The 26,978-nt window shown below is 74.0% G+C and carries 28 protein-coding genes; 19 read left to right on the top strand and 9 right to left on the bottom strand.

The genetic code is table 11. From position 1 onward, the window contains the following. Position 1 precedes the first annotated feature (1 nt). From ACN26Y_RS01165 to ACN26Y_RS01155, 3 genes are all read left to right on the top strand, one after another. A complete protein-coding gene (locus ACN26Y_RS01165) occupies positions 2-1,117 on the top strand; it encodes a cystathionine gamma-lyase (RefSeq protein WP_155333659.1) in 1,116 nt (371 codons plus the stop codon). A gap of 71 nt (positions 1,118-1,188) precedes the next feature. Continuing rightward, a complete protein-coding gene (locus ACN26Y_RS01160; RefSeq protein ID WP_422734997.1) occupies positions 1,189-1,944 on the top strand; it encodes a putative protein N(5)-glutamine methyltransferase in 756 nt (251 codons plus the stop codon). A gap of 177 nt (positions 1,945-2,121) precedes the next feature. Beyond that, positions 2,122-3,174, top strand: a complete 1,053-nt coding sequence (locus ACN26Y_RS01155) for an ROK family protein (protein ID WP_422734099.1) — start codon at positions 2,122-2,124, stop codon at positions 3,172-3,174. 182 nt (positions 3,175-3,356) lie between these two features. Here ACN26Y_RS01155 and ACN26Y_RS01150 read toward each other — a convergent pair whose 3' ends face one another. Together ACN26Y_RS01150 and ACN26Y_RS01145 are read right to left on the bottom strand one after the other, a co-directional pair. Further along, positions 3,357-3,557, bottom strand: coding sequence for a DUF397 domain-containing protein (locus ACN26Y_RS01150; RefSeq protein WP_155333657.1), 201 nt, complete (start codon positions 3,555-3,557; stop codon positions 3,357-3,359). 4 nt (positions 3,558-3,561) lie between these two features. Beyond that, the gene (locus tag ACN26Y_RS01145; protein WP_155333656.1) at positions 3,562-4,407 is read right to left on the bottom strand and encodes a helix-turn-helix domain-containing protein; all 846 of its coding nucleotides are present in this window, start codon (positions 4,405-4,407) and stop codon (positions 3,562-3,564) included. Positions 4,408-4,636: 229 nt separating this feature from the next. Between ACN26Y_RS01145 and ACN26Y_RS01140 the strand changes: the two genes are divergently transcribed. Further along, complete coding sequence (locus tag ACN26Y_RS01140) at positions 4,637-4,900, top strand: hypothetical protein (RefSeq protein ID WP_155334379.1); 264 nt, start codon at positions 4,637-4,639, stop codon at positions 4,898-4,900. Positions 4,901-4,952: 52 nt separating this feature from the next. On the opposite strand, the gene ACN26Y_RS01135 is transcribed toward ACN26Y_RS01140, so the two are convergent. After that, the gene (locus tag ACN26Y_RS01135; protein WP_155333655.1) at positions 4,953-6,206 is read right to left on the bottom strand and encodes an ATP-binding protein; all 1,254 of its coding nucleotides are present in this window, start codon (positions 6,204-6,206) and stop codon (positions 4,953-4,955) included. A 187-nt stretch (positions 6,207-6,393) separates the two neighbouring features. Here ACN26Y_RS01135 and ACN26Y_RS01130 point away from each other — a divergent pair, with 187 nt between their 5' ends. Next, on the top strand, positions 6,394-7,500 hold the full coding sequence (locus ACN26Y_RS01130) for a D-alanine--D-alanine ligase family protein (protein WP_155333654.1): 1,107 nt from the start codon (positions 6,394-6,396) through the stop codon (positions 7,498-7,500). 124 nt (positions 7,501-7,624) lie between these two features. On the opposite strand, the gene ACN26Y_RS01125 is transcribed toward ACN26Y_RS01130, so the two are convergent. After that, positions 7,625-8,263, bottom strand: a complete 639-nt coding sequence (locus ACN26Y_RS01125; protein ID WP_370463285.1) for a DUF3515 family protein — start codon at positions 8,261-8,263, stop codon at positions 7,625-7,627. Further along, on the bottom strand, positions 8,264-8,497 hold the full coding sequence (locus ACN26Y_RS01120) for an Lrp/AsnC ligand binding domain-containing protein (RefSeq protein ID WP_155333652.1): 234 nt from the start codon (positions 8,495-8,497) through the stop codon (positions 8,264-8,266). Positions 8,498-8,594: 97 nt separating this feature from the next. On the opposite strand from ACN26Y_RS01120, the gene ACN26Y_RS01115 reads away from it, so the two are divergent. Both ACN26Y_RS01115 and ACN26Y_RS01110 read left to right on the top strand, forming a co-directional pair. Continuing rightward, a complete protein-coding gene (locus tag ACN26Y_RS01115) occupies positions 8,595-9,548 on the top strand; it encodes a thiamine-phosphate kinase (RefSeq protein WP_155333651.1) in 954 nt (317 codons plus the stop codon). 28 nt (positions 9,549-9,576) lie between these two features. Continuing rightward, complete coding sequence (locus ACN26Y_RS01110) at positions 9,577-10,044, top strand: GNAT family N-acetyltransferase (RefSeq protein ID WP_155333650.1); 468 nt, start codon at positions 9,577-9,579, stop codon at positions 10,042-10,044. Positions 10,045-10,175: 131 nt separating this feature from the next. Here the strand turns inward: ACN26Y_RS01110 and rpmB are convergent, their stop codons facing one another. Beyond that, positions 10,176-10,367 carry a 50S ribosomal protein L28 gene (gene rpmB / locus ACN26Y_RS01105; protein ID WP_088963534.1) on the bottom strand — a complete coding sequence of 64 codons (192 nt, stop codon included), beginning with the start codon at positions 10,365-10,367 and terminating at the stop codon, positions 10,176-10,178. A gap of 177 nt (positions 10,368-10,544) precedes the next feature. Between rpmB and ACN26Y_RS01100 the strand changes: the two genes are divergently transcribed. Then, a complete protein-coding gene (locus ACN26Y_RS01100; RefSeq protein ID WP_155333649.1) occupies positions 10,545-12,182 on the top strand; it encodes a DAK2 domain-containing protein in 1,638 nt (545 codons plus the stop codon). Continuing rightward, the gene (recG, locus tag ACN26Y_RS01095) at positions 12,179-14,380 is read left to right on the top strand and encodes an ATP-dependent DNA helicase RecG (RefSeq protein ID WP_155333648.1); all 2,202 of its coding nucleotides are present in this window, start codon (positions 12,179-12,181) and stop codon (positions 14,378-14,380) included. Before ACN26Y_RS01100 ends, recG begins: the two co-directional genes overlap by 4 nt. 89 nt (positions 14,381-14,469) lie before the next feature. On the opposite strand, the gene ACN26Y_RS01090 is transcribed toward recG, so the two are convergent. Beyond that, positions 14,470-15,612 (bottom strand): LPXTG cell wall anchor domain-containing protein, encoded by a 1,143-nt coding sequence (locus ACN26Y_RS01090; protein ID WP_155333647.1) that lies wholly within the window; start codon positions 15,610-15,612, stop codon positions 14,470-14,472. A 376-nt stretch (positions 15,613-15,988) separates the two neighbouring features. On the opposite strand from ACN26Y_RS01090, the gene rsmD reads away from it, so the two are divergent. The 9 genes from rsmD (at position 15,989) to ACN26Y_RS01045 (ending at position 23,868) form a co-directional block, all read left to right on the top strand. Then, complete coding sequence (rsmD, locus tag ACN26Y_RS01085) at positions 15,989-16,552, top strand: 16S rRNA (guanine(966)-N(2))-methyltransferase RsmD (protein ID WP_155333646.1); 564 nt, start codon at positions 15,989-15,991, stop codon at positions 16,550-16,552. Next, positions 16,549-17,040 carry a pantetheine-phosphate adenylyltransferase gene (gene coaD, locus ACN26Y_RS01080; RefSeq protein WP_155333645.1) on the top strand — a complete coding sequence of 164 codons (492 nt, stop codon included), beginning with the start codon at positions 16,549-16,551 and terminating at the stop codon, positions 17,038-17,040. Before rsmD ends, coaD begins: the two co-directional genes overlap by 4 nt. A 236-nt stretch (positions 17,041-17,276) precedes the next feature. Beyond that, entirely contained in the window at positions 17,277-17,774 is a 498-nt protein-coding gene (locus ACN26Y_RS01075; RefSeq protein WP_155333644.1) for a hypothetical protein, read from the top strand. Between the two features lie 150 nt (positions 17,775-17,924). Continuing rightward, positions 17,925-18,488, top strand: coding sequence for a YceD family protein (locus ACN26Y_RS01070; protein WP_155333643.1), 564 nt, complete (start codon positions 17,925-17,927; stop codon positions 18,486-18,488). Between the two features lie 5 nt (positions 18,489-18,493). After that, a complete protein-coding gene (rpmF, locus tag ACN26Y_RS01065) occupies positions 18,494-18,667 on the top strand; it encodes a 50S ribosomal protein L32 (protein ID WP_155333642.1) in 174 nt (57 codons plus the stop codon). A 114-nt stretch (positions 18,668-18,781) separates the two neighbouring features. Then, positions 18,782-19,777 (top strand): phosphate acyltransferase PlsX, encoded by a 996-nt coding sequence (locus tag ACN26Y_RS01060; RefSeq protein WP_155333641.1) that lies wholly within the window; start codon positions 18,782-18,784, stop codon positions 19,775-19,777. Further along, positions 19,774-20,589, top strand: a complete 816-nt coding sequence (gene rnc, locus ACN26Y_RS01055; RefSeq protein ID WP_155333640.1) for a ribonuclease III — start codon at positions 19,774-19,776, stop codon at positions 20,587-20,589. Before ACN26Y_RS01060 ends, rnc begins: the two co-directional genes overlap by 4 nt. Further along, entirely contained in the window at positions 20,582-21,439 is an 858-nt protein-coding gene (gene mutM / locus ACN26Y_RS01050) for a bifunctional DNA-formamidopyrimidine glycosylase/DNA-(apurinic or apyrimidinic site) lyase (protein ID WP_422734098.1), read from the top strand. The genes rnc and mutM overlap by 8 nt, the downstream gene beginning before the upstream one ends. Before the next feature lie 209 nt (positions 21,440-21,648). Further along, positions 21,649-23,868, top strand: coding sequence for an MMPL family transporter (locus ACN26Y_RS01045; protein ID WP_155333638.1), 2,220 nt, complete (start codon positions 21,649-21,651; stop codon positions 23,866-23,868). Positions 23,869-23,914: 46 nt separating this feature from the next. Here the strand turns inward: ACN26Y_RS01045 and ACN26Y_RS01040 are convergent, their stop codons facing one another. After that, positions 23,915-24,757, bottom strand: coding sequence for an endo alpha-1,4 polygalactosaminidase (locus ACN26Y_RS01040; protein ID WP_155333637.1), 843 nt, complete (start codon positions 24,755-24,757; stop codon positions 23,915-23,917). A 156-nt stretch (positions 24,758-24,913) separates the two neighbouring features. Further along, the gene (locus tag ACN26Y_RS01035) at positions 24,914-26,308 is read right to left on the bottom strand and encodes a CAP domain-containing protein (RefSeq protein ID WP_155333636.1); all 1,395 of its coding nucleotides are present in this window, start codon (positions 26,306-26,308) and stop codon (positions 24,914-24,916) included. Positions 26,309-26,680: 372 nt separating this feature from the next. Between ACN26Y_RS01035 and ACN26Y_RS01030 the strand changes: the two genes are divergently transcribed. Continuing rightward, on the top strand, positions 26,681-26,875 hold the full coding sequence (locus ACN26Y_RS01030) for a hypothetical protein (protein WP_130322629.1): 195 nt from the start codon (positions 26,681-26,683) through the stop codon (positions 26,873-26,875). The last annotated feature ends 103 nt before the right edge of the window (positions 26,876-26,978 follow it).

Raw genomic sequence — 26,978 nt, 5'->3', positions numbered from 1 at the left:
CATGGCGGACGACCACGACGGCACCCGCTGCGTCCGCGCCGGGCTGCCCGAGCCCGCGCCGGGGGAGCCGTTCCTGCCCGGCCCGGTGTTCGCCGCGCCGTACCACCTGGACCCGTGGGCGGGGCCGGCGGCGGCACCCAACGGCTACGGCCGCCCGGACAACCCCACCCGACGGCTGCTGGAGGCGGCGATCGGCGAGCTGGAGGGCGGCGACTGCCGGGTCTTCGCCACCGGCCAGGCGGCGATCACCGGGCTGCTGCTGACCGTGCTGCGCCCGGGGGACACCGTGGTGCTCCCGTCCGACGGCTACTTTCCGGTGCGGGCGTTCGCCACGGACACCCTGACCGGCATCGGCGTACGGGTCGTCTTCGCCCCGACCGCCGGGCCGTACCCGGACCTCGCCGGCGTACGCCTGGTGCTCGTGGAGACCCCGGCCAACCCGGGCCTGGACGTCGTCGACGTGCCCGCGCTGGTGACCCGGGCGCACGCCGCCGGCGCCCTGGTCGCGGTGGACAACACCACCGCGACCCCGCTCGGGCAGCGGCCGCTGGACCTCGGCGCGGACCTGGTGGTGGCCTCCGGCACCAAGGCCCTGACCGGGCACTCCGACCTGCTGCTGGGGTACGTCGCCACCCGGTCGGCCGACCTGCTGGAGGCCGTGACGGGATGGCGGACGATCACCGGGGCGGTCCCCGGGCCGTTCGACGCCTGGCTGGCGCACCGCTCGCTGGCCACCCTCGACCTGCGCCTGGCGCGGCAGACCGCGAACGCCGGGGCCCTCGCCCGCCTGCTGGCGGCCCGCCCCGACGTGACCGGGCTGCGCTGGCCGGGCCTGCCGGACGATCCGGCGTACCCGGTGGCCTCGGTCCAGATGCGACGGATGCCGGGGGTGCTCTCGTTCGACCTGGGCGACGCCGACCGGGTCGCGCGGTTCCTGGAGGCGTCCCGGCTGGTCACGGCGGCCACCTCGTTCGGCGGCCTGCACACCACCGCCGACCGCCGGGCGCAGTGGGGCGACGACACCGCGCCCGGATTCGTCCGCCTCTCCTGCGGCGTGGAGGACACCGTCGACCTGGTCGCCGACGTGACCGCCGCGCTGGACACGGCGGGCCGGTGACCGGGGCGGGCGACCGGGGCGCCCCGGCGCCCGTTCCGACGTCACCCGCCGCCGGCGCCGCCGCACCGGACCTGGTGGCGCGGCTGCGCGCCGCCGGCTGCGTCTACGCCGAGGACGAGGCGGAGCTGCTGGTCGCCGCCGCGGCCACTCCCGACGCGCTGGCCGACCTGGTGGCGCGCCGGCTGGCCGGGCAGCCGCTGGAGCACCTCCTCGGCTGGGCCGACCTCGGCGGGATCCGGGTCGCCGTCGACCCCGGCGTCTTCGTGCCGCGTGCCCGCAGCCTGCTGCTGGTGTCCGCCGCGGTTGCGCTGACCGGCCCGGCGCCGGCCGTGGTGGAGCTGTGCTGCGGCTCCGGTGCGTTGAGCGTGCTGCTCGCCGGTCAGCTCGCGCCCCGCTTCCACGCCGCGGTGGACGTCGACCCGGCGGCGGTGGCGTGCGCCCGGCGCAACCTGGCCGGGTACGGCGTACCGGTGTACACCGGCGACCTGTTCGATCCGCTGCCGCCGCAGTGGCGTGGCCGGTTGGACCTCGTGGTCGCGAACGCCCCGTACGTGCCGACGGAGGCGGTGGGGCTGATGCCGCCCGAGGCCCGGCTGCACGAGGCGCGGGTGGCGCTCGACGGCGGCCCGGACGGCCTGGCGGTGCTGCGCCGCGTCGCGGCCGGCGCGGCGCGGTGGCTGGCGCCCGGCGGGCACCTGGTCGTGGAGGCCGGTGCGAACCAGGTGGCCACCCTGGAGGCGTTCCTGGCGGACCTCGGCCTGACGCCGACGGCAATCCGGAACGACGACCTCAACGGCACAGCCCTCACCGCCCAGCGCCCTCGGTAAGGAAGGGCCCCCTATTAACGCCTGCGGTAGAGGAAAGGCCCCTTCTTAACGTTCCACCCGCGGCGGCCCGCATGTCCTGGCGGGGTCGGGCGGGGAAGGGACGGGGCGGGGCGTGGCGGGGCGTCGGGACGGGAACTAGCCTCACGTCAGGTCACGAGGGCGGGAGGGCGGAGTTTCGTGGGCAGCGCAGGGGTGCCGGTGGTCGTCGGCCTGGACAACGGCGGCACCAGCAACAACGCCACGGTTCTCACCGTGGACGGGCGGTTCCTCGTCGACGGGCTGATGGAGACGCCGAGCCAGGTGCAGGCCGGCCCGGAGTCGGCGATCGAGGCCCTCGCCCGGGCATTCGACGGGGCGCTGGCCGCGACCGGCGTGCCCCGGGGGCTCGTCCGCGCGGTGGGCCTGGACACGCCGGGGCCGGCGAGCGCGACCGGGGTCATCTCCTCCCGTGGCTCGACGAACTTCTCCCAGCCCGCGTGGCGGGGCTACGACGTGCGGGGCGCGCTGGAACGGCGGTTGGGCCTGCCGGTGGCGTACCTCAACGACGGCAACGCCGCCGCCCTCTACGCGCACCACACGTACTTCGGCACCGACGCGATGCGCCGCTCGTCGGTGTCGGCCATCGTCGGCACCGGGCTGGGCGGTGGTGTGGTCGAGGGCGGCCGGGTGATCGCCGGGGCGGCCGGCATGGCGGGCGAGCTGGGGCACGTGCACCTGCCGATGGACGGGCTGCTCGGGCCCGGCCAGGCGCAGCCCACCTGCGCCTGCGGCTTCACCGGGGACGCGGAGAGCGTCGCTTCCCTGACCGGGATCGCGCGCAACCTGCTGCCGTACTGGCTGACCCGCTTTCCCGGGCATCCGCTGGCCGCCGAGCCGCCGCAGCGGGCCGCGAAGCTGGTTCGCGGGCTCGGCGAGCGGGGTGACCCGCTGGCCCGGGAGATCTTCATCCAGCAGGCCATGGCGATCGGCCGGCTCTTCACCCTCGCCGCCAACTTCACCGATCCCGACGCGTACTTCGTGGGGGGTGGGGTGGTGGAGGCGGCGCCGGAGTTCCGGGACTGGTTCCTGGCGACGGTGCGGGAGCACACCGTGCTGCGGGCGGAACAGGCCGCCGTGGCCACCTTCGCCCTGGTGCCGGACCGGGACATGGCCGGTGCGCGCGGAGTGGCCATCGCGGCGCTGGAGGCGCTGCGGGCCGAACCGGCCCCGCAGCCGCTGGTCGGCGGGTAGCCGGCACCCGGCCGAGGTCACCGCCCGGTCGGGGCCGGACGTCGCCGCCGGCCCCGGCCCGGCGACGCGTCCGGCCCCGGCCTGGCCTGGGGACGCGGCCGGGACCGGACGGCGACGCAGCTGTGGCCGGGGCCCGGCGGCGCGGGCGGTGGAGGGACCGTCACCGCCCGCGCCGGCGGGGGTCAGCGGTGGGGCGGTGCCCCGGCGAAGCTCGCCCAGGCGTGCGGCGGGAAGAGGAGCACCGGGCCGGCCGGGTCCTTGGAGTCGCGGACGCCCACCACGCGGGGCAGCGTCGCGATCTCGACGCACGCCCCCTCGTCGCCGCTGTGGCTGCTCTTGCGCCACCCGGCCCGGGCCAGCTCCGCGTTTGTCGTCGGGGTCATCGTCCTACCGTCCCTTCATGAGTTGCCGGAGCTGGTCGCGGCTGGCTGCCGGGCTCAGGGCCACACTCCGCAGATGTTCCATGATCTTGGTGCAGGTACGCAGGTCGCCCGGCCGGTCCAGGACCATCTGCCCGGCGACGGTCTCCACCGAGGCGATGATCGGGTCCTCCGGGTCGGCGAACTCGAGGATGTGCAGCGAGCCGCGGGTGCCCCGGTGGTAGCCGGCGGCCAGCGGGATGACCTGGATGGTGACGTTGGGCAGCTCGCCCATCTTCAGCAGGTGCTGGAGCTGGGCCTCCATGACCGTGCGGTCGCCCACCGGCCGTAGCAGCGCGCCCTCGTCGATGATCGCGTCGAAGATCGGCGGGGCGTCGGCGACGAGCCGCTGCTGCCGGTCGAGCCGGAGCTGCACCCGCTGCTCGACCTGCTCGTCCCCGAGGGTGTGCGGCCCGCCCCGCATGACCCCCCGGATGTAGTCGGCGGTCTGGAGCAGGCCGGGCACCACCGAGGGTTCGAAGTTGGCGATGCCGGTGGCCTCGGCCTCCAGGGCGATGAAGTCGATGGTGCGCCGGTCGAGCAGGTACGAGTAGGACACCCACCACCCGGGCTTGCGCGCGTCCTTGGCGAGCTGCACGGCCGCGGACACCTCGTCCGGCGCCACTCCGTAGAGCGTGAGCAGGGCGCGGACGGTGGCCGGGCTGACCAGCGTCTGCGCGTTCTCGTAGCGGGACAGGGTGCTGCGGGTGCTGTTGATCTCGTCCGCCGCGGCCTCCAGGGTGAGCCCGGCGGCCTCCCGGTGCGTACGCAGGGCGATGCCCAACCGGCGGGCGCGGGCGGTCTTCGGAGCCATGCATCGATCGTCGCACATCTCCGGGAACCTGTACATGAGAGAACGCGGGTGAGAGTTGCATTCATGGCCGTCGTGATGCCAATCTGTCATCAAGTCCTCACCGGCGGTTGTCGTGGCGACGGCGACGGTGAGTGACCGGAGGGGATGGGGCGCGCGGCGATCGGGTTTCTCCCCCGTACCCGATCGCCGCGTGCCACGCCCGGTGGCCGGCCAGCCGAAGGGACTCGACGTGCGTAACGCCCAGCAGCCCCGACCCGAGCGCGCCAACGGCTCGGCGCTGACCCGGTTCCTGGTGGTGCTCACCGACGTGCGTTCCGACGACGGCGACCGCGACGAGCGCAGCAGCCCGGAGCGGCGGCGTCAGGTGGTGAGCGCGAGCAGTCGCGAGGCCGCCGACCGGATCGCGGGGGCGTTCATGGCGCTGGGCATGGTGCGGGCGGGCCGGCAGCGGGTCAAGGTGATCGCCATCGGCCGGCGGCACGGCCGCGGATAGACGACGGCCCGGCGGGTTGCCGGAACCCGCCGGGCCGTCCCCACCGCGTCGCTCAGAGCATCCGGCGCTTCTTCAGGTACCCGACCAGGTCGTCGTAGACGCCGCCCTCGTTGGCGAACATCGCCACGTTGCGGGCGGTCGCCATCCACGGCCGCGTCGACGGCCGGACCTCCTTGAGCGCCCGGTCCAGGTCACGCTGCTCGATCATCCGCACCTCGCCGGTCCGCACCGAGTCGGCCATCGCGAACTCGGCGGCCGTCTCGCACAGGTGGGCGAGGTCGGCGCCGGAGAAGTCCTCCGTGGCGGCGACCACCTTGCGCAGATCGATGGCGGCGATCGGGCGCTCCCGCAGGTGGTACTCCAGGATGGACCGTCGGGCCTCGGCGTCCGGTGGCAGCACCAGCACCACCCGGTCCAGCCGCCCCGGACGGCGCAGCGCCGGGTCCACGTCCCAGGGAGTGTTGGTGGCCGCCAGCACGAAGACGCCCTCGTTGCTGCCCTCCATGCCGTCCAGCTCCGCCAGGAGTTGGTTGCCCAGCGTCCGCATCGAGCTGGAGCTGACCTGGGAGCGCTTGTGGCCGAGCGCGTCCACCTCGTCGAGGAAGAGCACACAGGGGGCGTTGCGGCGGGCCGCCTCGAACAGCTCGTGCAGGTTGCGCTCCGAGTTGCCCATCCACATGTCGAGCACGTCCACGATGGACAGCGAGATGAACCTGGCGCCCATCTCCCCGGCGACCGCCCGGGCGAGGAACGTCTTCCCGCAGCCGGGCGGCCCGTAGAGCATCAGGCCGCCGCGCAGGCTCTTGCCGTACATCTTCCGCAGCTGCGGATTGCGCAACGGGCCGAGGAAGGCCAGCTCCAGCCGCTCCTTGACCGCCGCCATGCCGCCGACGTCGGCCAGCCGGATCGCGGAGACCTCCACGTCGTAGATCCGGTCCGCGTCCCCGGCCACCGGCTCCGGCTCGTCGCCCGCCCGGGCGAAGCGCGGCGGCACCACGTCCGCCAGCTCCTGCTCGTAGGCGGCGAGCGGATCCGCCGTCGCGCCGGCCGCGTCTCCGGCCGGCTGCGGGACCGCCGGGGTCGGTGCCGGCGGCGGGGGTACGCGACCCGTCAGCGCCCGCTGCATGAGCGCCTGCGCCTCGTCGCTGCCCGGATCGCGGGCGAGCGCCTGGCCGATCTGCGCGATCGCCTCACCACTCCGGCCGGCGTCCAGCAGCAGCGCGGCGAGGTGCAGGCGGAGCGGCAGGTCGTCCGGTCGGCCGTCCAGGGCCGCCGAGAGCGAGTCGATGAGGGCGTCGGAGCTCATAGGACGAGCAGCGTAACGGGCGGGAGCAGGCCCCGGTGGACCTGACGGTCCGGTTACGCACCGTGTAGCACCGATCGACCGGTTGCTGACCACGCCGACCTCTGCCCGGGTATGGCCCGCCGACCCTCGCCACGCACAGTAAGGTCAACCGGGTGAGCGCGAGTCGGGTACGAAGAGGTGAGGGCCGATGACCACCCCAGGCAGGACCCGCGTGGCGATCGTCTTCGGCGGCCGCAGCCCGGAGCACGGCATCTCCTGCGTCAGCGCCGGCAGTGTGCTCGCGGCACTCGACCCCGACGAGTACGAGGTCGTGCCGGTCGGCATCACCCGTGCCGGCCAGTGGGTCCTGACCAGCGGCGACCCCGGGCACCTCGCGATCAGCGCCCGGCGGCTGCCGGAGATCACCGCGGAGTCCGGCACCGACATCGTGCTGCGCGCCGACCCGACCGGCAACGGACTGATGGTGCTCGACCCGACCGAGGGTCCCCGGGCGCTCGCCGACGTGGACGTGGTCTTCCCGGTGCTGCACGGCGCGTACGGCGAGGACGGCACCATCCAGGGGATGCTGGAGATGGCCGGCATCCCGTACGTCGGGGCGAACGTGTTCGCCTCCGCCGCGGCGATGGACAAGGAGTTCACCAAGAAGCTCTGCGCGGCCGAGGGCATCCCCGTCGGCCCGTACGTGGTGCTCCGCAACGGCATGACGCTGAGCGAGGAGGACAAGCGCCGCCTCGGCCTGCCGGTCTTCGTCAAGCCCTCCCGGGCCGGTTCGTCCTTCGGCATCACGAAGGTCAGCGACTGGGCGGAGCTGGACGACGCGGTCGCCGTAGCCCGCCAGATCGACCCGAAGGTGCTCGTCGAGGGGGCGATCGCCGGCCGGGAGATCGAGTGCGGGGTGCTGGAGGGCGAGGCCGGTGGCGCGCCCGAGGCGTCCGTGCTCGCCGAGGTCCGGGTGGTCGGCGACTACGACTTCTACGACTTCGAGGCGAAGTACATCGACGCCGACGTCGCCTGCGAGTACGACATCCCGGCCGGCCTGCCGGAGCGGGTGACCCGCCAGATCCAGGAGTACGCGGTCCGCGCGTTCACCGCGATCGACTGTGCCGGCCTGGCCCGGGTGGACTTCTTCGTCACCCCGGAGCTCGACGTCTACCTCAACGAGATCAACACGATGCCGGGCTTCACGCCGTCGTCGATGTTCCCGCGCATGTGGGCGGCCTCCGGGCTGGAGTACCCGAAGCTCGTCAACCGCCTCATCCGCACCGCCCTTCACCGGGGCGTCGGCCTGCACTGAGGCCGCCCACCACCCCGCGGTGGATCCGCGCCCTCCGGAAGGAGTGGCCTCCGCGAGGCGCGGGAGGCCACTCCTGACGGAGACGCGCTTCGCAGCGGGCGCGGCGGCGTGCGGTGCGTACGGGTCAGCCCCGGCAGCCCGAGGGCGCGGGGCCGGCCGACGGGACCGACGCGACGATCGTGTCGGAGATGGGGGAGACCCACTGCAACGGCTGCTCGTACGCCCGCGGCACCCGGACCACCACCGCGGTCTCGCGGTCCAGCGTGGTCAGCACGGTGGCGTCGCTCTCCTGCCGTCCGTGCCAGCAGACCTTGTTGACCAGCCAGACGTCGTCGGTGGCGCCCACGGTCGGCTCCGCGCCGCCGCAGGCGACGGTGAGCGCCGGGTCGCCGTACGCGGCGTTCTGCTCGGCGCCCGCGGTGACCGGACGCTGCGACAGCTCCCGGATGGTCGGTGGCAGCTGGGAGAGCAGGGCGCGGCAGACCGTGGCGGGCCGCTCGGCCAGGGGCGGGGCGGCCATCTCGACCGGGGCGGTGGACTGCGCCCGGGGAGCCGACGCCGACGGGGTCGGCCCCGCCGCCGGCTCGTCCGGCGTGAGCTGGGCGAACGCCAGCGCGCCCACCAGCACGGTCACCGGCAGCGCGACCGCCGTCGCGATCAGGGCGGCGCCGCGGGTGGGCCGGTCGCGGCCCGGTGCCGCGGCGGGCTCGCTCGTCTCGTCGCGGGTGTCGTCGGTCACGGAGGAGTCGGTCATCTTGTCCACTTACAGGCGCACCACCGAACACGTGAGGGTGCGGGTGATGCCGGGCACCATCTGCACCTTGCTGACGATGAGTTTGCCGAGCTCGTCGACGGTGTTCGCCTCGGTGAGCACGACCACGTCGTAGGGCCCGGTGACGGCGTCGACGCGTACCACGCCGGGGATGTCCGCGATCTCACCGGCCACGTCACGCGCCCGGCCGACCTCAGTCTGGATGAGGATGTACGCCTGAACCACGACTAGACCTCCGTCCGTCGCCGCTGCGTGAGCGGCCCGAAGGGAGAAAGTACCTTACGGACCAGGTCTGAATCCGATCGGTGGTCAAGGAGAAGCGGTGAGCGAGCACGGCACGAGCGTCGTGGGGGTGGGAGAGTTCGGTCTCATCGACCGGGTGACCGCCCGGTTGTCGTACGGATCGACCGTTCTGCTCGGTCCCGGGGACGACGCGGCGGTGGTGGCGGCACCCGACGCCCGCGTCGTCGCCTCGACCGACGTACTGGTGGAGGGGCGGCACTTCCGGCGGGACTGGTCCGGCGCGCGTGACATCGGCCACCGGGCGGCCGCGGCGAACCTGGCCGACGTGGCGGCCATGGGCGCGCGGCCGACCGCCCTGCTGGTCGCCCTCTGCATGCCGGCGGACCTGGCGACCGCCTGGGCCGAGGAACTGGCGGACGGGCTGGCCGCCGAGGCGGCCACGGTGGGCGCCAGCGTGGTGGGCGGGGACATGTCGTCGAGTCCGACACTGACCATCGCGGTGACCGCGCTCGGTGATCTCAATGGCCGGGCCCCGGTGACCCGGGCGGGGGCCCGGCCCGGGGACGTGGTGGCCCTCGCCGGCCGGACCGGGTACGCGGCGGCCGGGCTCACCGTGCTGTCCCGGGGCTTCCGGACCCCCCGGCTGCTGGTCGAGGCGTACCGGCGGCCCGAGGTGCCGTACGCGGCCGGTCCGCAGGCGGCCGAGGCCGGCGCGACCGCCATGATCGACGTGTCGGACGGGCTGCTGGCCGACGTCGGGCACATCGCCCGGGCGAGCGGGGTCGCCGTGGACGTGCGCCGGGACGCGTTCGAGGTGCCCCGGCAGATGCGCGATGCCGCCCAGGCGCTCGGCGTCGACCCGTACACCTGGCTGCTGGCCGGTGGCGAGGACCACGCCCTCGCGGCGACCTTCCCCCCGACGGCGCCGCTGCCCGAGGGGTGGCGGCCGGTCGGCACGGTCACGGCCGGCTCCGGCGTGACGGTGGACGGGCGGCAGTGGGAGGGCCCCGCCGGCTGGGACCACTTCCGGTAAGGGCCCAGGTCGGTCGTACCCTTTACGTGTGCAGAACCTGGAGATCCACGCCGCCCGCTTCGACGCGCCCGAGTCGCAGGCGCTGATCCGGGCGGCCCTCGCCGACCTCGGCCAGCGGTACGGCGGCAGCGGCGACGAGACCCCGGTGGACGCGGCCGAGTTCGAGCCGCCGGCCGGCACGTTCCTGGTCGCCCTGCTCGACGGCCGGCCGGTCGGCTGCGGCGGCTGGCGCAGCCACGGAGCGGAGGGGGACGTCGCCGAGCTGAAGCGCATGTACGTGGCCCCCGAGGCGCGGGGCCGGGGCGTGGCCCGGGCGGTGCTGGCGGCGGTGGAGCGGTCGGCGCGCGAGCAGGGCCGCAAGCGGATCGTCCTGGAGTGCGGCGACAAGCAGCCCGAGGCGATCGCCCTCTACTCCTCGGCCGGCTACGAGCGCATCCCCAACTTCGGCTTCTACAAGGACGCCCCAGGTTGCATCTCCTTCTCCCGCACACTGTGAAAGGAAGGGCCCCTTCTTGACGCCTGGTGCACTAAAAGGGTCCCTTCCTAACACCACTCACCAGTACCCGGACACGGCAAAGCCGGCGGGCCCCGAAGGGGTCCGCCGGCTTTCGCCGAGCTGTTACCGCGTCAGGCGCGGGTGACCTTGCCGGCCTTGATGCAGGAGGTGCAGACCTGCATCTTCTTGGTGTTGCCACCACCGGCCGGGGTCCGCACCGACTGGATGTTCGGGTTCCAGCGGCGGTTGGTCCGCCGGTGCGAGTGGGACACGTTGTGGCCGAAGCCCGGCCCCTTGCCACAGACGTCGCACACGCTAGCCACGGGATACTCCTGGGATTGAAACGTTCATGAGGTCGCCGCCAGGCGCTGCCCGGGCAACCTGGTCAGGTTACCCGATACCCCGGCCCGGCGACCAATCGCCCCCGGCGCGGCCGGACACGCCGGGCGCCACCCGCCGACCCCCGGCACGTGTCGGTGCGCGCCAGTAGGCTACTCGCCGTGCTGGACACCCTCGACGCCGCCGCGGTCCGCCGCTGGTGCGCGGGCGGGCTGGCCGCGCTGAAGCGGCACCAGGGCGAGATCGACGATCTCAACGTCTACCCGGTGCCCGACGGCGACACCGGCACCAACCTGGTGCTCACCCTCACCTCCGCGCAGCAGGCGCTGGCGATGGACCTGGAGACGCTCCCCGGCGACGCGCCGACCCCGCACGGGCACGCGCTGCGGCTGATGGCCCGGGGCGCCCTGCTCGGCGCCCGGGGCAACTCCGGGGTGATCCTGTCGCAGATCCTGCGCGGCTTCGCCGACGCGGTGGCCGCCGCTCCCGCCGTGCGGGGGCGCGAGCTGGCCGCCGCGCTGCGCCACGCGACCACCGCCGCGTACGCGGCCGTCGCCACCCCGGTGGAGGGGACGCTGCTCACGGTCGTGGCCGCCGCCGCCGGGGCGGCCGAGCGGGCCGACAGCGACGACCTGCGCGCCGTGGCCCGCGCCGCGGCGCACGAGGCGGGCCATGCGCTGAACCGCACTCCCGAGCAACTTCCCGCGCTGGCCCGGGCCGGCGTGGTCGACGCCGGTGGCCGAGGCCTCTGCCTGCTGCTCGACGCCCTGGTCGAGGTCGTCACCGGCGAGCGCCCGGAGCATCCGGCGGCGGCGCCGCCGCGCCCGGCGGGCCCGCCGGCCACCGCCGTCCGGGAGACCGGCTCCGAGGCGTACGCGTACGAGGTGCAGTACCTGCTCGACGCCGAGCCGGCGGCGGTGCGGCGGCTGCGGGAGGAGCTGGCCGGCCTGGGCGACTCGCTGGTGGTGGTGGGCGACGGCGTCGCCTCCGTCGGTACGTGGAACGTGCACGTGCACGTCAACGACGTCGGCGCGGCGATCGAGGCGGGGGTCGTCGCCGGCCGCCCGCACCGGATCACCGTGACCCGCTTCGCCGACCAGGTCGGGCCGGGTCCGGCCGGCCCACCGGACGAGGCGCCGACGGTCCCGGCCGGCCGGGCCGCCGTGGTGGTGGCCGCCGGGGCCGGCATCGCCGAGCTGTTCGCCGGCGAGGGGGCGACCGTGGTGCCCGGCAACCCGTCCACCGGCGAGCTGCTCGACGCGATCCGCGCGACCGGCGCCGCGTGGGTGGTGGTGCTGCCCAACGACCCGAACACGCAGGCGGTGGCGAGCAACGCGGCCAAGGAGGCGCACCGGCTCGGCGTCAAGGTCAGCGTGGTGCCGACCCGGTCGCCGGTGCAGGCCCTGGCCGCCCTCGCCGTCCGCGACCCCGGCCGGCGCTTCGAGGACGACGTGATCGCGATGGCCGAGGCCGCCGGTGCCTGCCGGTACGCGGAGGTCTGTCACGCCAGCCGGGAGGCGCTGACCGTCGCCGGCCCCTGCCGTCCGGGTGACGTGCTCGCCCTCGTCGACGGGGAGGTGCACCTGATCGGGTCGGACCTGCTGGACACCTGCACCGCCGTGGTCGACCGGATGCTCGGTGGCGGCGGCGAGCTGGTCACGCTGCTGTCCGGGGCGGACGCCCCGGCCGGCCTCACCGACGCCGTGCGCGACCACGTCACCCGGGCCTGGCCGTTCGTCGAGGTGCACGCGTACCCGGGTGGCCAGCCGTACTACCCGCTCCTGGTGGGGGTCGAATGACGTCCGAGCAGGCCACGGTCGACACCCCGCTCAAGAAGCTGGTCGGCGAGAAGACGGCGAAGGCCCTCGCCGGCCACCTCGACCTGCACACCGCGGGCGACCTGCTCTACCACGTCCCCCGGCGGTACGACGAGCGCGGCGAGCACACCGACATCCGCTCGCTCGACGTCGGCGAGCAGGTCACGGTGCTGGCCCAGGTGCAGCGCACCGCCGTGCGGCCGATGCGGCAGCGAAGGGGCAACCTGCTGGAGGTGACGGTCGGCGACGGCTCCGGGGGCACCCTCACCCTGACGTTCTTCGGCAACCAGGCCTGGCGCGAGCGGGACCTGCGCCCCGGCCGGTGGGGGCTGTTCGCCGGCAAGGTCACCGAGTTCCGGGGCAAGCGGCAGCTCAACGGCCCGGAGTACGTGCTGCTCGGCTCCGGCGGTGAGGGCGAGGCGGCGGCGAGCGAGGAGGTCGAGGAGTTCGCGGGCGCGCTGATCCCGGTCTACCCGGCCGCGGCCGCCGTGCCGACGTGGGTGATCGCCCGCTGCGTCCGGGTCGTGCTGGACACGGTCACCCCGCCGGACGATCCGCTGCCGGCCACCGTGCGGGCCACCCGCAACCTGGTGGGGCTCGACACCGCGCTGCGGGAGATCCACCGCCCGTCCAGCAAGGAGGCGCTCTACCGGGCCCGGCGCCGGCTCAAGTGGGACGAGGCGTTCGCCGTGCAGCTCACGCTGGTGCAGCGCAAGCACCGGTCCGCCGCCCGTCCGGCCCGGCCCCGCCCCGCGGCGCCGGGTGGCCTGCTCGACGCGTTCGACGCCCGCCTGCCGTACGAGCTGACCGGCGGCCAGCGCGACGTCGGCGCGGAGATCGCCGCGGACCTGGCCACCGCCCACCCGATGCACCGGCTGCTCCAGGGTGAGGTCGGCTCCGGCAAGACGGTGGTCGCGCTGCGCGCGATGCTCCAGGTGGTCGACGCGGGCGGGCAGGCCGCCCTGCTCGCCCCGACCGAGGTGCTCGCCGCCCAGCACCACCGGGGCATCCTCGACCTGCTCGGGCCGCTCGGCCGGGCCGGTGAGCTGGACGCGGCCGAGCACGCCACGCGGGTGGAGCTGGTCACCGGTTCGCTCGGCGCGGCGGCCCGCCGCCGCGCCCTCGGCGAGGTGCGCAGTGGGGCCGCCGGCATCGTCCTGGGCACGCACGCGCTGCTGTACGAGGGTGTCGACTTCGCCGACCTCGGCCTGGTGGTGGTCGACGAGCAGCACCGCTTCGGCGTCGAGCAGCGGGACGCGTTGCGGGCCAAGGCCGACCATCCGCCGCACGTGCTGGTGATGACGGCCACGCCGATCCCGCGCACGGTCGCCATGACCGTCTACGGCGACCTGGAGGTGTCCACACTCTCCCAGTTGCCCCGGGGTCGATCCCCGATCGCGTCGCACGTCGTACCGGCGGCGGAGAAGCCGGCCTTCCTGGACCGGGCCTGGCGCCGGCTACGCGAGGAGGTGGCGGCCGGCCACCAGGCGTACGTGGTGTGCCCGCGGATCGGCGACGGCGCGCAGGCCGAGGAGGAGGCGCCGCGCGAGGACGACACCGGGCGCCGACCACCCCTCGCCGTGACCGAGGTGGCGCCGCTGCTCGCCGAGGGGCCCCTGCACGGGCTGCGCATCGGCGTGCTGCACGGCCGGCTGCCCGCCGACGAGAAGGACGCGGTGATGCGTTCCTTCGCCGGCGGTGACCTCGACGTGCTCGTGGCCACCACGGTCGTCGAGGTCGGGGTGGACGTGCCCAACGCCACCGTGATGATCGTGCTGGACGCCGACCGGTTCGGCGTGTCCCAGCTGCACCAGCTGCGGGGCCGGGTCGGCCGGGGTGCCGCGCCGGGCCTCTGCCTGCTGGTCAGTGAGGCGACCGAGGGCAGTCCCGCCCGCGAGCGGCTGGACGCTGTGGCGTCCACGACGGACGGTTTCAAGCTCGCCGAGCTCGACCTGGAGCAGCGCCGGGAGGGCGATGTGCTCGGCGCGACCCAGTCCGGCCGCCGCTCGCACCTGCGGCTGCTGTCGTTGCTGCGCGACGCGGACCTGATCCGCGACGCCCGCGCCGAGGCGATCGCCCTGGTCGAGGAGGATCCCGACCTCACCCGTCATCCGGCGCTGGCCGCCTCGGTGGCCGCGCTGGTCGACGCCGACCGCGCGGAGTACCTGGAGAAGGGCTGACGGACGGCGGCTGGTCGGAGCGGCGCCGAATGACGGAGGGCGCGCCGACCCGGTGGTCGGCGCGCCCTCCCCGCTCGGGTGGATTCCGCTCAGGCGGTGAAGCGGAGCTTCCGGCGGCGCGCGAGCACGAACAGCACCGCGCCGCCCGCGAGCAGCACGGCCGCGCCGGCGATGATGCCGCCCGTGGCGGCGCCCGTCAGGGGCAGGGTCGGCTCGTCCTCGTCCCCGCCGCCGCCACCGGGAGCGCAGTCGGCCGGCTTCTCCCAGGCGATCGGCTCGGTGTCCTCCAGGCCCTCGGCGCTCGGCGTGACGGTCAGGCCCTCCTCGGCCGGGAACGACACGGTGCCGCTCTCGCCCGGCTTCACGGTCAGCGTCTTCGGCTCGCCCTTGTTCGGCGTGAAGGTCACCGTGACGGTCTCGCCGTCCTCAGGGTTGCTGATCTCGAAGATCAGCTCGTCGCAGGTGGACTGGTAGGCGCCGGCCGGCTCGCCAGGCTCGACACAGTTCTCGGCCGGAGCGGGCTTGCCCTCGAAGAGCGGCTCCTCGACGCCCTCCACGACCACCTTGATGCTGCCGGCGTTCTTGGCCGGCACCGTGACGGACGCGTTCTTGCCGGGCTCGACGGTGGCCGTCTCGGTGAAACCGTCCGTACCGGTGACGATGAATCCCGCCGGGGCGGTGGCGTCCTCGGCGTTCTCGAGCTTGACCACGACAACGCCCTCGCAGTCGGCGGTGACGCTGGCCGTCGGCTTGGGGGTCTTCGGCGCCGGCGGCTGGTCCTTGACGCAGGTGCCGCCGAGCTCGATCGCAGCCGAGACCGGTTTGTGCTCCTTGAAGCCGTTGTCCCAAGCCGCCTGGACGGACAGCGACGCCTTGGTGATCTTGCCGTCCAGTCGCTGAGTCGCGGTCAGCGGCTGGTCGGTGGCGTGCGGGTAGTTGTCGCCCTCGGTGACGGCGATCCCGGGGATGGTCACGTCGGTGGCCGTCTCCCCGACGAACGTCTTGGCCGAGACCTCGTCGAACTTGTACTTCTTCACGTTCCTGGGCGCATAGTTCTTGATCGTCCAGTCGACCACCCACTCGCCGGTGGCGGTGTCGCACTTGGCCTGGACCTTGACCTCGCTGTGGTGGGCGCTGGCGGGGGCGGCGAGGATCGCGACGCCGCTGAGGCCGAGCAGCGTTCCGGCGGCGACAGCCATGACGCGCCGGAACAAGGGCTGGAGACGGTTCACGTCTGCTCCTGATGAGGGGGGTGTGGACGTGTGGCTGGGCGGGCGGGAGACAGCAGCGGCCAGTGGTGGCCCGCCGGCTCATCGACGCTCGCCCGGCACGCGGTGCGCCCGTTGCGGGCGGACGCGATGGGTGACTGTACTGATCGGTCATGAATCGCGGGGGTCCGGATGAGAACGTCCATGCGATGTTGTAGATTTGTGATCATTGATGCACCAATGGTCATCGCTCGATGACCATCCGGTGTGGAAGCGGCTTCCGCTGCACGATCGCCCGAGGCTGCCGCCGTCCGTCCGGCGGGTGGGTGATCGGATTACCGGTGGGGTCGGCGTCGCCCAGGGGCGGGTGACGTAGCGTCATCCCCATGAGGAGCAGGCGGTGACCCGGATCGTGGCCGGCACCCTGGGCGGGCGGCGGATCGCCGCGCCGCCCGGCGCCGGCACCCGGCCGACGTCCGACCGCGTCCGCGAGGCGCTGTTCAGCGCGGTGCAGGCGGAGGTGGACCTCGACGGCGCCCGGTTCGCCGACCTGTACGCCGGGTCCGGGGCGGTCGGGTTGGAGGCGCTCTCCCGGGGGGCGGAGCACGTGCTGCTGGTCGAGTCCGACCCGCGCGCCGCCCGGGTGATCCGGGAGAACGTGGCCGCCTTGCGGGCCGGGTCGGCCGTGCGGCTGGTCACCGGCAAGGTCGGGACCGTGCTCGGCGCGGGCCCGGACGGCGACCCGTACGACGTGGTCTTCGCCGATCCGCCGTACTCGGTGCCCGACGAGGAGGTCTCCGCGATGCTCCGCGCACTCGTGGATCAGGGCTGGCTCGCCCCGGACGCGCTCGTGGTGGTGGAGCGGTCGAGCCGCACCGGGGCGGTCGACTGGGTGCAGGGCGTCACCGGCGAGCGCAGTCGCCGCTACGGCGAGACCACCCTTTGGTACGGTCGCCGATCATGAGACGTGCGGTGTGTCCCGGCTCGTTCGATCCGGTCACCAACGGTCACCTCGACATCATCGGCCGGGCGAGCCGGCTGTTCGACGAGGTGATCGTCGGCGTGCTGGTCAACCAGTCGAAGACCGGCCTGTTCACCGTCGAGGAGCGCATCGACATGCTCCGCGAGGTGACCAAGTCGTACGACAACGTGCGGGTGGAGTCCTTCCGGGGTCTGCTGGTGGACTTCTGCCGGGCGCAGCAGGCGAGCGTGCTGATCAAGGGCCTGCGGGCGGTCAGCGACTTCGACTACGAGTTGCAGATGGCCCAGATGAACATCGGTCTGGCCGGCGTCGAGACGCTCTTCATGCCGACCAACCCGCTCTACTCCTTCCTCTCCTCCAGCCTGGTCAAGGATGTGGCGAAGTGGGGTGGCGACATCTCCGCCCACGTCCCCGACGTCGTCCGGGAAGCCCTGGTGACCCGCCTGCATCCCCCGACCGCGCGCACCTGACCCGAACCCACCACCCCCGCGACCGCGCGGTTCCTGTCCCCTTTCGCCCGGGTTCGCGCCTCTGGTCGAGGCAGAATGTGCCCGTTCGGCGGAGTGGAGTCGCGGGCGGGGCGACGCGCCGGGGTGGGGTGGATGGTGTGGACGTGGTCGGCACACCTCATCATGTGTGGAGCGCCGAATCCGGGTTCAGCCCGCATCATTGAGGTCGGCCGACGAACGACAGGAGTGAGGTGCCGGTGGACCCGCTCGATCGCATCGACGAACTGATCGCCATGGTGGAGCAGGCCCGCTCCGTCCCGATGTCGCGCAACAACTGCATGGTCGACCGGGGCGAGATGATCGCCGCCCTCGACGAGCTGCGCGCTGAGCTCCCCGCCGACCTGCGCCGGGCCGCCGCGCTGCTCGAGGAGCGCGACAAGATCATGGAGGCCGGCAAGCGTGAGGCCGACCGGATCATCAGCGAGGGTGAGGCGGAACACGCCCGGCTCGTGTCGGTGAACGAGATCACGGTGTCCGCCGAGCACGAGGGTGCCCGGATCGTCGCGGAGGCCCGGGCCGAGGCTCAGCGGCTGCGCGAGGAGGTCGACGACTACGTCGACACCGCGCTCGCGAACTTCGAGCAGTTCCTCACCCGGGCACTCGCCTCGATCGAGCGTGGCCGGGACAAGATGCACGCCCTGCGGGAGATCGGCACGTTCGCCGGGGACGAGGCCGAACGCCCGCTACCCTTCTAGGGCCGGTGTCGAAGTCCTGGGCCGGGCCGAGGACGTCGACACGGGCACCAGGCCGACACCTCACCCCGGGCAGGACGCCGCCCCCGATTCGACGCTGCGGCGATCGCCCAGGTAACCTCGTTTGTCGGCCCTCACGGCCGGAGTCTGACTATGCCCAAACACACGCCTTCACCACTCGACCCCAGGTCGCCGCTGGTCCTCGACACGAGGGAGCTGCCGCGCCGGCCTGGTGCGTTGCGTACGGTCAAGCGGGTGGTACCGGCACCGGCGGACCTCGGCGTGGAGTTGATCGGCGTGCCGGAGGGCGCGGACCTCGACCTCGACCTGAGGTTGGAGTCGGTGTCCGAGGGGGTGCTCGTCTCCGGGACCGTCAGCGGTCCCATCAAGGGCGAGTGCAGCCGCTGCCTGCGCGAGATCGACGACACCGTGGCCGTCCCGATCCAGGAGCTGTACGCGTACGAGAACAGCACCACGGACATGACGGCCGACGAGGACGAGGTGGGCCGGATGCAGGGCGATCTGATCGACCTGGAGCCGGTACTGCGGGACGCGGTGGTGCTCACGCTGCCGACCAACCCGCTCTGCCGGGAGGACTGCCCGGGCCTGTGCCCCGACTGCGGGGTGGCCTGGGACGAGCTGCCGGCCGATCACAGCCACCAGCAGGTCGACCCGCGTTGGGCGGCCCTGTCGCAACTGACCCGTAAAGAGGAGTAAGAACCGTGGCCGTCCCCAAGCGCAAGATGTCGCGCAGCAACACCCGGGCCCGTCGGGCGCAGTGGAAGACCGCGGCCGTCGCGACCGTGGCCTGCCCGCAGTGCAAGTCCCCGAAGCTGCCGCACGCCGCCTGCTCCGTCTGCGGCACCTACAACGGCCGCCAGGTCCTCGAGGTCTGACCTGGACGCCGAGTGACGCCCCCGACCTCCGGTCGGGCGGCGCGCGCACCCTGGCGAACGCCCGGTGCCCCGGCTCCCTCCGACGCCGGCCGGCCCGCCCCGGCCGGCGTTCCGATGGAGCCGGGCACCGCGCGGATCGCCGTTGACCTCCTCGGCGGGGACGACGCTCCCGCCGTCGTGGTTGACGGCGCTCTGCGGGCCATGCGCGCCGATCCCGACCTGCATCTGCTGCTCGTCGGCCCGACCGAGGCGGCCGGCGAGCTGATCGCTGCCCTCGACCCGGAGCAGCGCGCCCGGGTCGCCGTCCGCCCGGTCGACGCCGCCGTCGGCATGGGCGACCATCCCGCCGCGGCCCGCGCCGACAGCACCGTACGCGCCGCCGTGCACGCCATCCGCGAGGGTTCAGCGGACGCGTTGGTCTCCGCCGGCTCGACCGGCGCCACCGTCACCGCCGTCGCGCTGGGGCTCGGCCGCTGGCCGGACGTCCGCCGCCCGGCTCTGATCGCCTCGCTTCCCGCCGTCGACGGCCCGGTGGTCCTGCTGGACGTCGGCGGTTCGCTGGAGCCCCGCCCGGCCACCCTCGCCCGCCACGCCGCCCTCGGCGCCGCCTACGCCGCCGTGGCGCACGGCGTCGGGGCTCCCCGCGTCGGCCTGCTCTCCGTGGGCACCGAGGCCGGAAAGGGCGACCGCGCCCGCCGCCTCGCCGATCCCGCGCTCGCCGCCACGGCGCTGCCGTCCGGCGGCCGCTACGTGGGCCTCGTCGAGGGGTACGACGTCTCGCTCGGCACGCGCGCGGATGTGGTGGTCACCGACGGGTTCACCGGTAACGTGCTGCTCAAGGCGATCGAGGGCGCGTACGCGATGGCCGGCGGCCCCCCGGCCGGCGGTGGCGCCCCCCGGGCGGCCGCCCTGCTCGGCGTCGCCGGCACGGTGGTGGTGTGCCACGGCGCCGCCCGGGGCGATGATCTCGCCTCCGGCATCGCGCTGGCCGCCCACCTGTGGCGGCGTCGCGCCGCCGACCAGGTCCGCGCGCTGCTGGACAGCACCGACGCGGGTGACCGCGCGGACCGCACCGACCGTACGACCGACACCGAGGTACGCACATCATGAGCAACGACAAGCGCCGACGGCCGCCCGTCGGCCACCTGGAGGCGGCGTTCGGCGTGGCGCTGGAGCCGGAGCTGCTGGAGCGTGCGCTGACCCACCGCTCGTACGCGTACGAGAACGGCGGCCTGCCCACCAACGAGCGCCTGGAGTTCCTGGGCGACTCCGTGCTCGGCGTGGTGATCACCACCGCGCTGTTCCACAACCACCCCGATTTGCCCGAGGGCCAGCTGGCCAAGCTGCGGGCCAGCGTGGTCAACATGCGTGCCCTCGCCGACGTGGCGCGCGGGCTGGGCCCGGACGGCCTCGGCCAGTACCTGCTGCTCGGCAAGGGGGAGGAGACGACCGGCGGCCGGGACAAGGCGAGCATCCTCGCCGACACCCTGGAGGCGCTGCTCGGCGCGATCTACCTCCAGTACGGCCTGGACACCGCGGCCATCGTCATCCACCGCCTCTTCGACCCGCTGATGGCCGAGTCGGCCGGGCGTGGCGCGGCGCTGGACTGGAAGACCAGCCTCCAGGAGTTGACCGCCGCGCAGGGCTTGGGTGTCCCGGAGTACCGCATCGAGGGCACCGGGCCGGACCACCTGAAGACCTTCACCGCCTGGGTGGTGGTCGCCGGCACCCGCTACGGGGGCGCCGAGGGGCGGAGCAAGAAGGAGGCGGAGCAGCGGGCCGCCGAGTCGGCCTGGCGGACGCTGTCCGCGCAGGCGGAGCGCGAGCAGGCCGGCGCCGGCGGGGACGGCGCGGAACCGGTCGGGGACGGCGGTCGCGGGGCGGTCGAGGCGGGCCTGGCCGGAGAGCCGGGTCGTGCCTGAGCTGCCCGAGGTCGAGACCGTCCGGCAGGGGCTGGCCCAGTGGGTCGTCGGGCGGCGGATCGCCGCCGTCGAGGTGCTCCACCCCCGGGCGGTACGCCGGCACACGGCCGGCGGCGCCCACTTCGCCGACGTGCTGGCCGGCCGGACGATCCTGGACGTGCGGCGACGGGGCAAGTACCTGTGGCTCCCGCTGGACAGCGGCGACGCGGTGATCGGGCACCTGGGCATGTCGGGTCAGCTGCTCCTGCAACCGGCCGACGCGCCCGACGAGACGCACCTGCGGGTCCGGTTCCGCTTCGCCGACAGCGGCCCCGAGCTGCGCTTCGTCGACCAGCGGACGTTCGGCGGGCTGTCGGTCAGCGAGGGTGGCGCGGAGCTGCCGGCGGAGATCGCCCACATCGGCCGCGACCCGATGGACGCCGAGTTCTCCGACGCGGCGTTCGTCGCCGCGCTGCGCCGCCGTCGCACCGAGGTCAAGCGTGCGCTGCTGGACCAGACGCTGCTCTCCGGCGTGGGCAACATCTACGCCGACGAGGCGCTGTGGCGGGCGAAGCTGCACGGTGCCCGGCCCACCGACGCCCTGACCGGCCCGGCCGCGCTGCGTCTGCTCGGGCATGTCCGTGACGTGCTCGCCGAGGCGATCAAGGAGGGCGGGACGAGCTTCGACGCCCTGTACGTCAACGTCAACGGCGAGAGCGGCTACTTCGACCGTTCGCTGAACGTCTACGGGCGGGAGGGGCTGCCGTGCCGGCGGTGCGGCGCGCCCATCCGCCGCGAGTCGTTCATGAACCGGTCGTCGTTCAGTTGCCCGCGCTGCCAGCCCCGCCCCCGGGGAGCCGTCCGGGTCTGACCCTGAGTGTCTCGGGGCCCGCCCCGGCGTGCCGAGCCGGCCCGTCCGGGATGGACCCGGGGAACCGCCGGCCGGGACGTCCCGGCGCCCCGCCGGTGCCGCTGCGTCGGTTCCGGGGCGGACCGGGGCCGTTCCCCGATGTCTCCACCCCGTCCCATCCCTAGCGTCGACACGGTTGACAGGGGTTTGAGTGACAGGGGGAATCCGGCATGGGGGCGAGACCGGTGACGGTGCGGTTGGCACGGTGGAGTGCCGAACATCCGTGGCGCGCGATCGCGCTGTGGGTGGTGTTCGTGGCGGTGTGCTTCGTCGGGGGAAATGCAGCGGGCCTCAACGAGGCCGAGGAGTCCGACCAGGCGGTCGGCGAGTCGGGCCGGGCGGTCGTCATCGTCTCCTCCGGGGACTTCGACGAGCCGGCGACCGAGAACGTCCTGATCACGGCGCGCGGCGGCACGCTGGACATGACGGCGGCCGAGGCGGCGGCCGACGACGCGGCGGGCCGGCTGCGGGCGGTGCAGGGGGTCGCCTCGATCGGTGAGCCCGTCCCGGCCCGCGACGGCTCGGCGCTGCTGCTGCCGATCACCATGTCCGGCGACCCGGAGACGGCGTCCGACCGGGTGCAGCCGCTGCGCGACGCCACCGCCGGCGTGCAGGAGGCGCATCCGGGGCTGCGGATCGAGCAGGTCGGGGGACCGTCGATCAACAAGGCGCTGGACGACACCCTCGGCGCGGACTTCAAGCGGGCGGAACTGCTCAGCCTGCCGGTCACGCTGGCCATCCTGATCGTCGCGTTCGGGGCGCTGATCGCCGCCGGCGTGCCGGTGCTGCTGGCCCTGTCCTCGGTGGCCGCCGCGCTGGGCCTCTCGACCCTGGCGTCCCACCTCGTGCCGGCCACCGACACGACGGCGAGCGTCATCCTGCTGATCGGCATGGCGGTTGGCGTGGACTACTCGCTGTTCTACGTGCGGCGGGAGCGTGAGGAACGCGCGAAGGGCAGTTCCGGGCTGGACGCCGTCGAGATCGCCGCGGAGACCTCCGGGCACGCGGTGGTGGTGTCCGGCTTCGCCGTGATCATCTCGATGGCCGGCCTGCTGCTGGTGAACGACGCCGTCTTCTCGTCGCTCGCGGTCGGCTCGATCCTGGTGGTCGCGGTCGCGGTGATCGGTTCGCTGACCGTGCTGCCGGCGCTGCTGGCCAAGCTGGGCCGCTGGGTGGACCGCCCCCGGGTGCCGCTGCTGTGGCGGCTGACCGCGCCGCGTACCGGACGGCACGGCGCGCCCGCGGCGCCGCGGTTCTGGCCGGCCGTGCTGAAGCCGGCGCTGCGGGCGCCGGTGGCGACGCTGGCCGTCTCCGTCGGGCTGCTGCTCGCCCTCGCCGCCCCCGCGCTCGGCATGAAGCTGCAGTTCCCCGGCATGGAGGACCTGCCCCGCAGCACGCCGGCGATGCAGGCGTACGACCGGCTCACCGCGGCCTTCCCGAGCAACGGCACCAGCCACACCGTCGCGGTCCGGGCGACGGCGGCCGAGGCCGACCGGGTGCGCGCGGCGCTGACCGACCTGGCCGGGCGCGCGTCCGCCGACCCGCTCTTCGCGCCGACCGAGGCGGACGGCCCGAAGATCCGGGTGTCGGCCGACGGGCGGGTGTCCGTGCTGCAGGTCGCGACCCCGTACGCCAACCGTGACGAGCGGTCGGCGCAGTCGCTGGAGAAGCTCCGTGCGGACCTGGCGCCGGCCGCCCTCGGCGGGCTCACCGGCGTCGAGTACGCGGTCGGCGGCGACGTCGCCGCCAGCGAGGACTACGAGCAGCACGTCTGGGAGAAGCTGCCGCTGGTCATCGGCTTCGTGCTGGCGCTCACCTTCCTCGTGATGGCCTGGACGTTCCGCTCGGTGGTGGTCGCGCTGAGCTCGATCCTGCTCAACCTGCTGTCCGCCGGTGCCGCGTACGGGTTGCTGGTGGTGGTCTTCCAGGGCACGTGGGCCGAGGACCTGCTCGGCTTCACCTCGATGGGCGCGATCGTCACCTGGCTGCCGCTGTTCCTCTTCGTGGTCCTCTTCGGGCTCTCGATGGACTACCACGTCTTCGTGGTCAGCCGGATCCGTGAGGGCATCCGGGCGGGCATGTCGAACCGGGAGGCGGTGGCGCACGGCATCACCTCCTCGGCGGGCGTGGTGAGCAGCGCGGCGATCGTGATGGTCGGGGTGTTCTCGATCTTCGCGACGCTCAGCACGATCGACTTCAAGCAGCTCGGCATCGGTCTGGCCGCGGCGATCCTGCTGGACGCCACGATCATCCGCGCGGTCGTGCTGCCGGCGTTGATGACCATGCTCGGCGACCGGAACTGGTGGGCCCCGCGCTTCATGCGGGCCCGGTCGGTTCCGGCTCCGATCGACCCGCCGGCGCCCGCGCCGGAGCTGGTCGGCGCACGCTGACCGATCGTCGGGGCCGGGCCGCCGCAGGCGGCCCGGCCCCGGGGCGTCAGCGGGCCGGGCAGGGCTCACGCCAGGCGTCGAGCGTCCGGTCCTTGCGGATGGAGGTGAACCCGTAGCCCACCGTCGTGACGCAGAAGTCCTCGGCCGAGCCGGTGTACTCGACGTGGAAGACCGGCTTGCCGGCCTCCACGAACGGCAGCAGCTTGCCGCACACCCCGAGCCGGACACACTCCTCGTTGACCGCGAAGTCGAAGTCCGGCGCCAGGGCCGCCACCTGCGGCACGGCGTTGACCAGGCCGGGGGACAGGTCGAGCGAGCGGGCCAGCTCGGCCAGCCGGCGGTTGAAGTGCAGCTGGTCGTCGAAGCCGAGCGGAAAGCCGGAGCGCTGCGCGTACGCGTCCGCGTCGACGATCGCGACCGCCCCGAAGCCCTTGCCCCGGCAGAGCCGGAACCGGTCGGCCAGCACCGGCCGCAGGATGTCCCACTGCCGGACGTCCAGCCAGCGGCTCCGGGCACGGCGTCCGGGCGCGCCCTGCACGCTCGCCGGGAACCGGGTCGCGTCCGGGTCGGTGGGCCGGACCGAGCCGACGTGCACCTGGCAGATCAGCCGCCGGTCGCGGGTGCGCAGCTCCGCGGTCTGCGCCGTGGTCGTGGCGACCGGGTCGAGCAGGAAGACATCCGCGGGCACGTCCGGGTCCAGCGCCCCGCTGAGCTGCCACTGCCACTGCCACCGGCGAGCCGCGTCCGACGGCCAGGTGGTCGCCGCGTCCGGCCGGGCCAGCTCCACGTGGCACGCGTACACCGGGGTCAGGAGCAGCAACGCGACCGTTGCCGGCAGCGCCCGGCGCAGGCCGCGCCCGACGGCGCGCGTCGGCGGCCGGATCCGCATCGGCAGCTCCGCAGGTCGCGGGCGGCCGGTCGCCGCCCGGGCGGGTGCACCACCGCGGCGCACCTCACCCGGTCAAACGAGGACAGCCCGACGACGACTCGCGATCCGGCGCGCGTCGACGCCCCGGCGGTCGCACCGGGACGTCGACCGTACGACTCAGCGCGGAGCGGCGAAGACCTGGGTCCAGTAGGGACCGTTGCTGCTCGCGATGCCGACGCCGATCTCGGTGAAGGCGCAGTTCAGGATGTTGGCCCGGTGGCCGGGGCTGTTCATCCAGGCGTCCATCACGGCGGCCGGCGTCTTCTGGTTCCAGGCGACGTTCTCGCCGTACGTGCGCCACTCGTAGCCGACCCGGTCGATCCGGTCACCCGGGTCGCTGCCGTCGCTGCCGGTGTGCGACATGTTCTGGTGGTCGGCCTGGTCCTGGCTGTGCCGCTGGGCGGCCGTCATGAGCTTGTCGTCGATGCTCAACGCGCCGCAGCCCGCCTTCGCGCGCTCGGCGTTGGCCAGGTCCACGACCTCACGGGCCTGGGCGCTGACGCCGCTGCCGGTGGACGTCCCGCCGCTGCTCGGGGCCGTGCTGCGCTCGGGGCTCCGGCGCGACGGCGCGGTGGTCCGCGACGGCGCGGGCTTCGGCTTGCGGCTCGGCGTGACCGAGGGGGAGGGCTTCGCGGTGGTCGGCGACGCGCTCGGGCTGCCGGTGGGGGCCAGTGCGTCGGCGGGCGTCTCGGCGGTCTCGGGCAGGGCCGGGGCAGCCGCGACGGTGTCGTCCGCCACCGAGGTGCGGGTGGCGTCGTCTCCGCCGGAGAGCGCGACCACACCGGCGCCCAGGCTGACCACCAGCGTGGCCGCGGCGGCGGCGCCGCCGATCAGCAGTGGACGCCGCAGGCGACGGTGCCCGCCGTCGGCCGGGGACCCGTCGGCTGCGATCGCCGGCAGCGGGCCGGTCGCCTGTTCACCGGCGTACGCCCCGGACGGGGTGGCCGGCCGACCGCCGGTCGGCTCCTCGTGCTGCCAGCCACCGTCGGCCTCGGCGCCGTGCCAGCCGGCCGTGGCCCCGTGCGGCTGCCAGCCCGTGGTGGTCTCCTCGCGGTGCCAGCCCGCGGCCGGCTGCTCGCGGTGCCAGCCCGGGGTCGGGTTCTCGCCCTGCCAGCCCGCGGCGGGCTCCTCGCCCTGCCAGCCGCCCGACGGCTCGTCGCGCCGCCAGGTCGCGGTGGGCTCGCTCCGCCACGTCGCGGGGTCGTCCTGCCGCCAGCCACCCGTGGGCTCCTCGCGCTGCCAGGTCGGGGTGGGCTCCCAGCGCTGCGCGGGCTCGTCCCGGTACGTGGGGTCGGCCGGCTGCCAGGGCTGCGCGTCGTGGCGGGCCGGCTCGGGCTGCCAGTGGGCCGTCGGCTGCTCGCGCTGCCACTCGTCCGCCGGTCGGTCCGGGTCGTCGCCGAACAGGTAGGCCGAGCGTGGCTCGGGCCGCTCGGTCAGCCAGGCCGGTTCGTCGGGCGCCGGCTCGGGTCGCCGGGCGCCGTCCGGGTCGATCGGGTCGTTCCAGCCGTACACGCCGGTAGCCTCCACGGGTCGGTTGCGGGCCGGGGTGACGCTACGTGTTGGCCGCGACCTGCGGCAACGTGGCTAAGAAAGAGTTAAGGGGAACGGGGACGCCGGGGTAGGGACTTCCGGAGATCCGAGGCGTACAGTAAAGGTGTCCGGACAGAGAGTGTCCGCGCCGTGTGGCAGCCCCCCGACAAGTGGACAGGTCGACGTAGAGATGATCTACGGCCTGCGGGAACTTGACGAAGGAGGGGGTTTCGGCTCAATATATAGGTGTCGCCAGTCGCGCCCGCTCATGCCCAGAATCGCCTGGGTTGACAGCCGCGTACGAATGGGCGCGCGTTGGCCGGCCATTCCGGCAGCGCATATCAAGGAGTCAACATGGCGAAGGCCCTGTACGGCCACGTAGGTGCGGCGCCCGACCGGCGCCTGCTCGACGAGGTCACCCGACTGCGTGCCACGGTTCAGGCACTGGAGTTCGAGATCACGCGGCTGCGTGCCGAGAACGATCGTCTCGCGGCGGCTGCGGCCGAGGCGGACGACCTGCTCCGTATCGCCGAGCCCGCGCTGACCTGATCACCGGGTACGCAAGAACTGAATAGCACCACGCGAAAAGGCGCGCCGACACGAATGTGCCGGCGCGCAGCTCTGTGCGCACCATTTTCGTCCCGCCGGTCGA

It is taken from the genome of Micromonospora sp. WMMD558, from assembly GCF_049315255.1.
In the GTDB taxonomy this organism is placed as follows: Bacteria; Actinomycetota; Actinomycetes; order Mycobacteriales; family Micromonosporaceae; genus Micromonospora.
This window is presented reverse-complemented; position numbering and strand designations above follow the sequence as displayed.

Excerpts from the sequence above, each read along its gene's own strand:
- ACN26Y_RS01165 (WP_155333659.1), top strand. The coding sequence starts at position 2 with ATGGCGGACGACCACGACGGCACCCGCTGCGTCCGCGCCGGGCTGCCC.
- ACN26Y_RS01150 (WP_155333657.1), bottom strand. The coding sequence starts at position 3,557 with ATGACCCCGACGACAAACGCGGAGCTGGCCCGGGCCGGGTGGCGCAAG.
- ACN26Y_RS01145 (WP_155333656.1), bottom strand. The coding sequence starts at position 4,407 with ATGGCTCCGAAGACCGCCCGCGCCCGCCGGTTGGGCATCGCCCTGCGT.
- ACN26Y_RS01135 (WP_155333655.1), bottom strand. The coding sequence starts at position 6,206 with ATGAGCTCCGACGCCCTCATCGACTCGCTCTCGGCGGCCCTGGACGGC.
- ACN26Y_RS01130 (WP_155333654.1), top strand. The coding sequence starts at position 6,394 with ATGACCACCCCAGGCAGGACCCGCGTGGCGATCGTCTTCGGCGGCCGC.
- recG (WP_155333648.1), top strand. The coding sequence starts at position 12,179 with ATGACGTCCGAGCAGGCCACGGTCGACACCCCGCTCAAGAAGCTGGTC.
- coaD (WP_155333645.1), top strand. The coding sequence starts at position 16,549 with ATGAGACGTGCGGTGTGTCCCGGCTCGTTCGATCCGGTCACCAACGGT.
- ACN26Y_RS01070 (WP_155333643.1), top strand. The coding sequence starts at position 17,925 with ATGCCCAAACACACGCCTTCACCACTCGACCCCAGGTCGCCGCTGGTC.
- ACN26Y_RS01060 (WP_155333641.1), top strand. The coding sequence starts at position 18,782 with ATGGAGCCGGGCACCGCGCGGATCGCCGTTGACCTCCTCGGCGGGGAC.
- rnc (WP_155333640.1), top strand. The coding sequence starts at position 19,774 with ATGAGCAACGACAAGCGCCGACGGCCGCCCGTCGGCCACCTGGAGGCG.
- ACN26Y_RS01045 (WP_155333638.1), top strand. The coding sequence starts at position 21,649 with ATGGGGGCGAGACCGGTGACGGTGCGGTTGGCACGGTGGAGTGCCGAA.
- ACN26Y_RS01040 (WP_155333637.1), bottom strand. The coding sequence starts at position 24,757 with ATGCGGATCCGGCCGCCGACGCGCGCCGTCGGGCGCGGCCTGCGCCGG.
- ACN26Y_RS01030 (WP_130322629.1), top strand. The coding sequence starts at position 26,681 with ATGGCGAAGGCCCTGTACGGCCACGTAGGTGCGGCGCCCGACCGGCGC.